This is a genomic window from Streptomyces sp. NPDC057939, assembly GCF_042887545.1.
In the GTDB taxonomy this organism is placed as follows: domain Bacteria; phylum Actinomycetota; class Actinomycetes; order Streptomycetales; family Streptomycetaceae; genus Streptomyces.
On the sequence record NZ_JBHVPG010000114.1, the window covers coordinates 1 to 4,876 of the forward strand.

Below are 4,876 nucleotides of genomic sequence, written 5' to 3' on the forward strand. Positions count from 1 at the left end.
GCCGGGGGGGGGGGGGGCCCGGGACCCCGCGCGGGGGGGGGGGGCCACGGGGCCCCCCCCCGCCCCGGCCCGCGCGCGGCCGGCGGGGGCGCCCCCCCCGAGGCCGTGTCCTGCTTCCGCGCGGGTTCCGCGTCTCGCTCAGGTCTTGAGCAGGCGGTTGAAGAACGAGCGGTAGTGCTGCAGGGCCAACCGCAGGTCCTCCGTCGCCACCTGCTCGCCCCGGTCCCACCGGCCTTCCAGGCCCTGCTTGTGCGCCGCGAACGACCCGGCCAGCGTCTGCATGACCTCCGCGACCAGGGTGTCCGCCGACCTGACGGCCTCCTGCGGGTCGTCGACGAAGCGGCTCTGGATGTCGCTCCACGACTTGCGGAACCCCTCCGCCTCACCGCTGGGGAGCAGCGGGTCGGTGTCGTCGGCCGCGCCGACGTCGCCGGTGGCGGTCGTGGGTCCGGTCCGGTCCGTGGTCGCGATCCGGTCCGTGGTCGCGTCCGCGTCCGTCGTGCCGTCCACGTCCGCGGTCGCGTCGACGTCCGCGTCCGCCGTGAGGGGATCCGCCGTCCTGTCGGGCCGGCCCGGGTCGGGCCTGTCGTACTCGTCGGCACCGGTTCCCGCGTCGCGGGTCACCCCGTCGCGGCTTCCGCCCTGACCGAAGCCGGTGGTCGCCTCGCCCGGGTAGACCGGTGCCTGGCCGCGTTCCGGGCCGCCCGGATGGGCGAGGTCCTCGGTGGTCAGGCCGGGCTCGCCGCCCCGCCCCTCCCCTGCGTTCTCGTCCTGGATGCGCATGTCACCTGCTCCTCTGGTCGGTGAGCAGTTCCTCGAACAGGGCGCGGTAGTGGACCATCGCCCCTCGGAGCTCCTCGGTCGTCGCCTGTCCGTTCCCGCTGCGTTCCTTGACGCCGTGCGCGGCCCGGTAGTGCTCCAGCGTGCGGCCGTGTTCGACCGACAGGTCGCGCACGGCACCGCTGTACCCCTCGGTGGGGTAGCCGCGCTCCCTCATCAGCCGCGACACCAGCTCGTCGGCCTCGGACAGGGAGCCTTCGGGGCGGTCCACGAAGTGCTCCTGGACGCCGCTCCACTCCTGTGCGTACTGCTGCCGCCGTTCTGCGGGCAGTTCCTTGATGTCGAGCTTGTCGTGCCGTTCCTCACGGGCCCGGAGGTCTCGTTCGGCGGCCATCCGACCGCCCTGCTCCTCCACCGCCCGCTCGTACTCGGGTCCGAACCGACTTTGCAGGTGGCGTCGTCGGGCCTGCATCGAAACCAGTGCGGCGATTGCCGCCACCACGATCACAGCGACGACGATGATGACTATCAGCATGCTTGTTGACATCTCCGGCCTCCGTCCCGGGGCCTACCATTTGTTGACGCGCGGCTGCCCGGCCTACCGCCGGACAAACCCGTCGCACGCCGCGAGTGCGTGCGGTCAGAGTTCCGCGCGGGACATCGACTGGGCGGCGCGCACCGCGACGTTGGCCGCGTCCTCGACGAGCGGCGCGGCCGGCCGACCGTCACCGGTCAGCGTCCACCCGCACAGGGCCGCCCAACCCAGGGCCGCGGCGGCCGCGACGGAACGTTCCCGCCGACCGGCCAGGAACGTGCCGAACAGCAGGGCGTCCCCGGCGTCGACCGTGACCCGGCACAGGACCGCCGTACGCAGGGCGGCTCCCTCGGGGAGCGCGACCATCGCGGCCCCGATCACCGCGTCCCGGACGCCGAGGGCCCGGATCAGCAGGGCCGAGGAGCCCTTGTCCGACAGGCCGCAGGGCCCGGCCAGCACGCGGGGGCTGCAGGCGACCGCCACCCCGTACCCGAGGGTGGCCACGCCCATCGCCCGTGCCGCTGCGGTGCGCATACCGATCACTCCGTTTCGTTGGGCCGGGCCACTTCGACGGGACTCCGGGTCAAGGGGCGCCTACCCGCGCGGACGTCGGCCACTCGCCGCGCCCCGCCCGGCGGCGCCGTCACAGCGCTCAGGTGACCGGCTCCGGGGCCGGTCCGGGGCCGGGCAGCGGGCCCGGCTGCGGGAAGGGGTCGGGGCCCGGCGCGGGCGCGGGGTGCGGGTCGGGACCGGGCGCCGGCGGGGCCGGAGGCACCGGGTCGGGGCCGCCGGGTCCGGGCACGGGCCCCGGGAGCGGACCCGGTTGGGGGCCGGGACCTGGGCCCGGGGCGGGGGTGGGAGAGGGAGGAACGGGGTCGTTGGGAGGGGTGCCCATGGCTTCTCCGTCGCTGTGCGGGGCGGGTGGGGGCGGAACGTCGGGAACCGGTCCCGTGCCGTCAGGAGCCGTGGTTGCGGAACTCCTTGACGAACGCCGTGCAGAAGGCCTCCAGGTCGTCCGGCTTCCGGCTGGTGACCAACGTCGCGGGCGCCGCGCGACAGACCTGCGCCTGTTCGTCGACCCAGGTCCCGCCGGCGTTGCGGATGTCGGTGGCGAGGCTCGGCCAGGAGGTGAGGGTGCGGCCGCGCAGCACGTCCGCCTCCACGAGCGTCCACGGCGCGTGGCAGATCGCCGCGACGGGCTTGCCCGCCGTGAAGAAGTCACGGACGAAGCCGACGGCCTTCTCGTCCGTGCGCAGGGCATCCGGGTTGGCGACGCCACCGGGCAGTACCAGGGCGTCGTAGCCGTCCGAACTGCCCCCGGCGAGCACGTGGTCGACGGGATACGTGCCCGCCCTGTCGAGATGGCGGAACGCCTGGACCCTGCCCGGTCCCGTCGATACCAGTCGTGGGTTCCAGCCGGCCTTCTCGGCCGCCTTCCACGGTTCGGTGAGTTCGATCTCCTCCACGCCCTCCAGCGCGGTCAGGAACGCGATGCGCACCAGGTCCACCTCCTCGTCTCGTACTTCTCGTCCCGGTCGGGTGGTTCAGGCACCGCCGGCTGCTCGTCCGGCGCCTGCCCTACGGGACGCGCCTCAACCGGGAGGGTGGGTGTGACGCCCCGGGATGCGCATCGCGGGCGGTCCCGCGGTCGATCAGTCGAAGTAGGAGACGAGGCCACCGCGGCGGCGGATGTCGAGCGCGGCGCAGTGGAAGGACCCGCCGAACGCGGCGTAGTGCAGGAGGTCGCACGGGACGGGCTCGAACCCCCACCCCTCCGGCGCGCGCAGCACGGCCGTGTGGTGCCGCTCCACGATCACGCGCGCCTCTCGTCGATCACGCGTCGATCATGAGGACGTTCGTGCTCGGCCACTTCCCGCACGGCGTGCGGGATCGTCCGCTCACGACGTTCCGTGCGGCGGCTCCGGCTCCGGCGGCACCGCGGCGCGCTGCTTGTCGGCCGCGCCCGGCCGGGGCACGCCGTCGATCGCCAGGCAGATGCCGAAGACGCGGTCGTGGCCGGTCCAGCCGTTGACCCGGCCCCGGTTGTTGCTGATCCGCACCCGTCCCCGGGTCCGGTCCACGGAGGACACCAGGTGCAGGTACACCGTCCCCGCGACCCGGGCGAGGACGATGTCCCCGACCTCCAACCGAGCCGGGTCCACCGGTGCGACGACCACGCGTTGCCGACTGCGGATCAAGGGGACCATGGACGACCCGCTCGGCCGGAACTCCACGGTGGCACCACCCGCGACCCGACCCGCCACCGCCTCCAAAGCGCCCATGCGGGTGATCGTGTCAGGTCCGGTCGCCCGTCGGCCGGCGATTTACGGTCGGGCCGACCCGCCCGGGCGGCCGTAGGGCCGTGGCGCTTCAGGGCCGTGGCGCTCAGGCCGTGGCGCGGCGGGGTCAGTCCAGCGGGAGGGCCGCGAGGCGGTCGGTGGCCTGGGGGTAGAGCCGGTTTCCGCGCTGGACGATCATGCTGGGTCCGTCCGGCATGTTCACGGCTCCCCCGGACACCGTCCACGCGGTCCGGCGCGCCGCGACGTCCACGGCGACGACGGCCTGCCCGTCGCCCGCGACCGCCGCGTAGACCTCGCCGCTGAACGGTGCCGGTGGGGCCAGCATGGAGACGTACGCGCCCGGGTCGTGGGACCACGCCTTCTTCCCGGTCGATTCGTCGACGGCATTGAACGCGCCGTCCGCGACGTACACCGTGCCGTTCGCCCAGACGGGCGCGCTCAGCAGCTTCGGTCCCTCGGGCTCCAGCGTCCAGGCGACGGCCCCCGTCGCCAGGTCGACCGCCGTGATCCTCTCCTCGAAGTCGAAGGCGTGGCGGTCCGAGACGACCGGACGGTTGAAGCCGCCCGACTCGGTCGGTGTGACCGCCTGCTGGTCGGTCCGTACCCGGGTAGCCCACAACAGGTGGCCGTCGCGCACGTCGACGGCGAACAGGCGCGCGGGATCCGAGGCGATCAGGCGACCGCCCGCGACGATCGCGGACATCATGAGGGAATCGTCGGCGTCCAGGACGGCGCCCTCGATGCGTTGGCGCCAGCGCACCTTTCTTGCTCCCAGGTCGTACGCGACCAGCCAGGGTTGGTCCTCCTGCTCGCCGGATCGGTAGTACGCCTTGAGGTAGAGGCATTCGGCGTCGGCGGCCAGCAGACCCGTGGTGTAGGTGAGCTCGCCCAGGACGGCGGGGCCGGACGCGTCGCCGGTGAGCCGGCCTGTCAGCGGGTCCATGTGTCCCGCGCTCGCGTTGCCGTCGTCGTCGAAGACGAGGCCCACGAGCCGGTTGCCGCCCACGACCGCACGGTTCTTGGCCGTCTGGGCCTCCCACAGGATCCGGCCGTCGGCGGTCGAGATGCCGCGCATGACGTCGTTCATGTGGATCAGGACCTCGTCGGTCGCGACGGCCGGGGAGGCGGAGAACGGGGAGGGGACCGACCACAGCGGGGCCGGCGGGGTGCCGGGCGGGCGGGTGCTGCGGCCCGGGCCGGGGCCCGCCCCCGGGCCGCCGGAACCGGCGCCCGCGCCCCCGCCCGTGCCCGGGAGGGTGCC

General features: G+C 74.1%; 6 protein-coding genes and 1 pseudogene. All 7 read right to left on the minus strand.

Annotation, left to right across the window (positions count from 1 at the left end; genetic code table 11):
• Positions 1-138: 138 nt before the first annotated feature.
• The gene (locus ACFVS6_RS42780) at positions 139-783 is read right to left on the minus strand and encodes a hypothetical protein (protein ID WP_389711945.1); all 645 of its coding nucleotides are present in this window, start codon (positions 781-783) and stop codon (positions 139-141) included.
• A gap of 1 nt (position 784) precedes the next feature.
• Positions 785-1,327, minus strand: a complete 543-nt coding sequence (locus ACFVS6_RS42785) for a hypothetical protein (RefSeq protein ID WP_389711946.1) — start codon at positions 1,325-1,327, stop codon at positions 785-787.
• A gap of 93 nt (positions 1,328-1,420) precedes the next feature.
• A complete protein-coding gene (locus ACFVS6_RS42790) occupies positions 1,421-1,849 on the minus strand; it encodes a hypothetical protein (protein ID WP_389711947.1) in 429 nt (142 codons plus the stop codon).
• A 422-nt stretch (positions 1,850-2,271) separates the two neighbouring features.
• Positions 2,272-2,814 carry a type 1 glutamine amidotransferase domain-containing protein gene (locus tag ACFVS6_RS42795; protein ID WP_389711948.1) on the minus strand — a complete coding sequence of 181 codons (543 nt, stop codon included), beginning with the start codon at positions 2,812-2,814 and terminating at the stop codon, positions 2,272-2,274.
• A gap of 153 nt (positions 2,815-2,967) precedes the next feature.
• Positions 2,968-3,208, minus strand: a pseudogene (locus tag ACFVS6_RS42800) (amidinotransferase); the annotation flags it as partial.
• Between the two features lie 5 nt (positions 3,209-3,213).
• Complete coding sequence (locus ACFVS6_RS42805; RefSeq protein ID WP_389711949.1) at positions 3,214-3,597, minus strand: S26 family signal peptidase; 384 nt, start codon at positions 3,595-3,597, stop codon at positions 3,214-3,216.
• Between the two features lie 124 nt (positions 3,598-3,721).
• On the minus strand, positions 3,722-4,876 hold a 1,155-nt coding region (locus ACFVS6_RS42810), incomplete at its 5' end, for a PQQ-binding-like beta-propeller repeat protein (protein WP_389711950.1).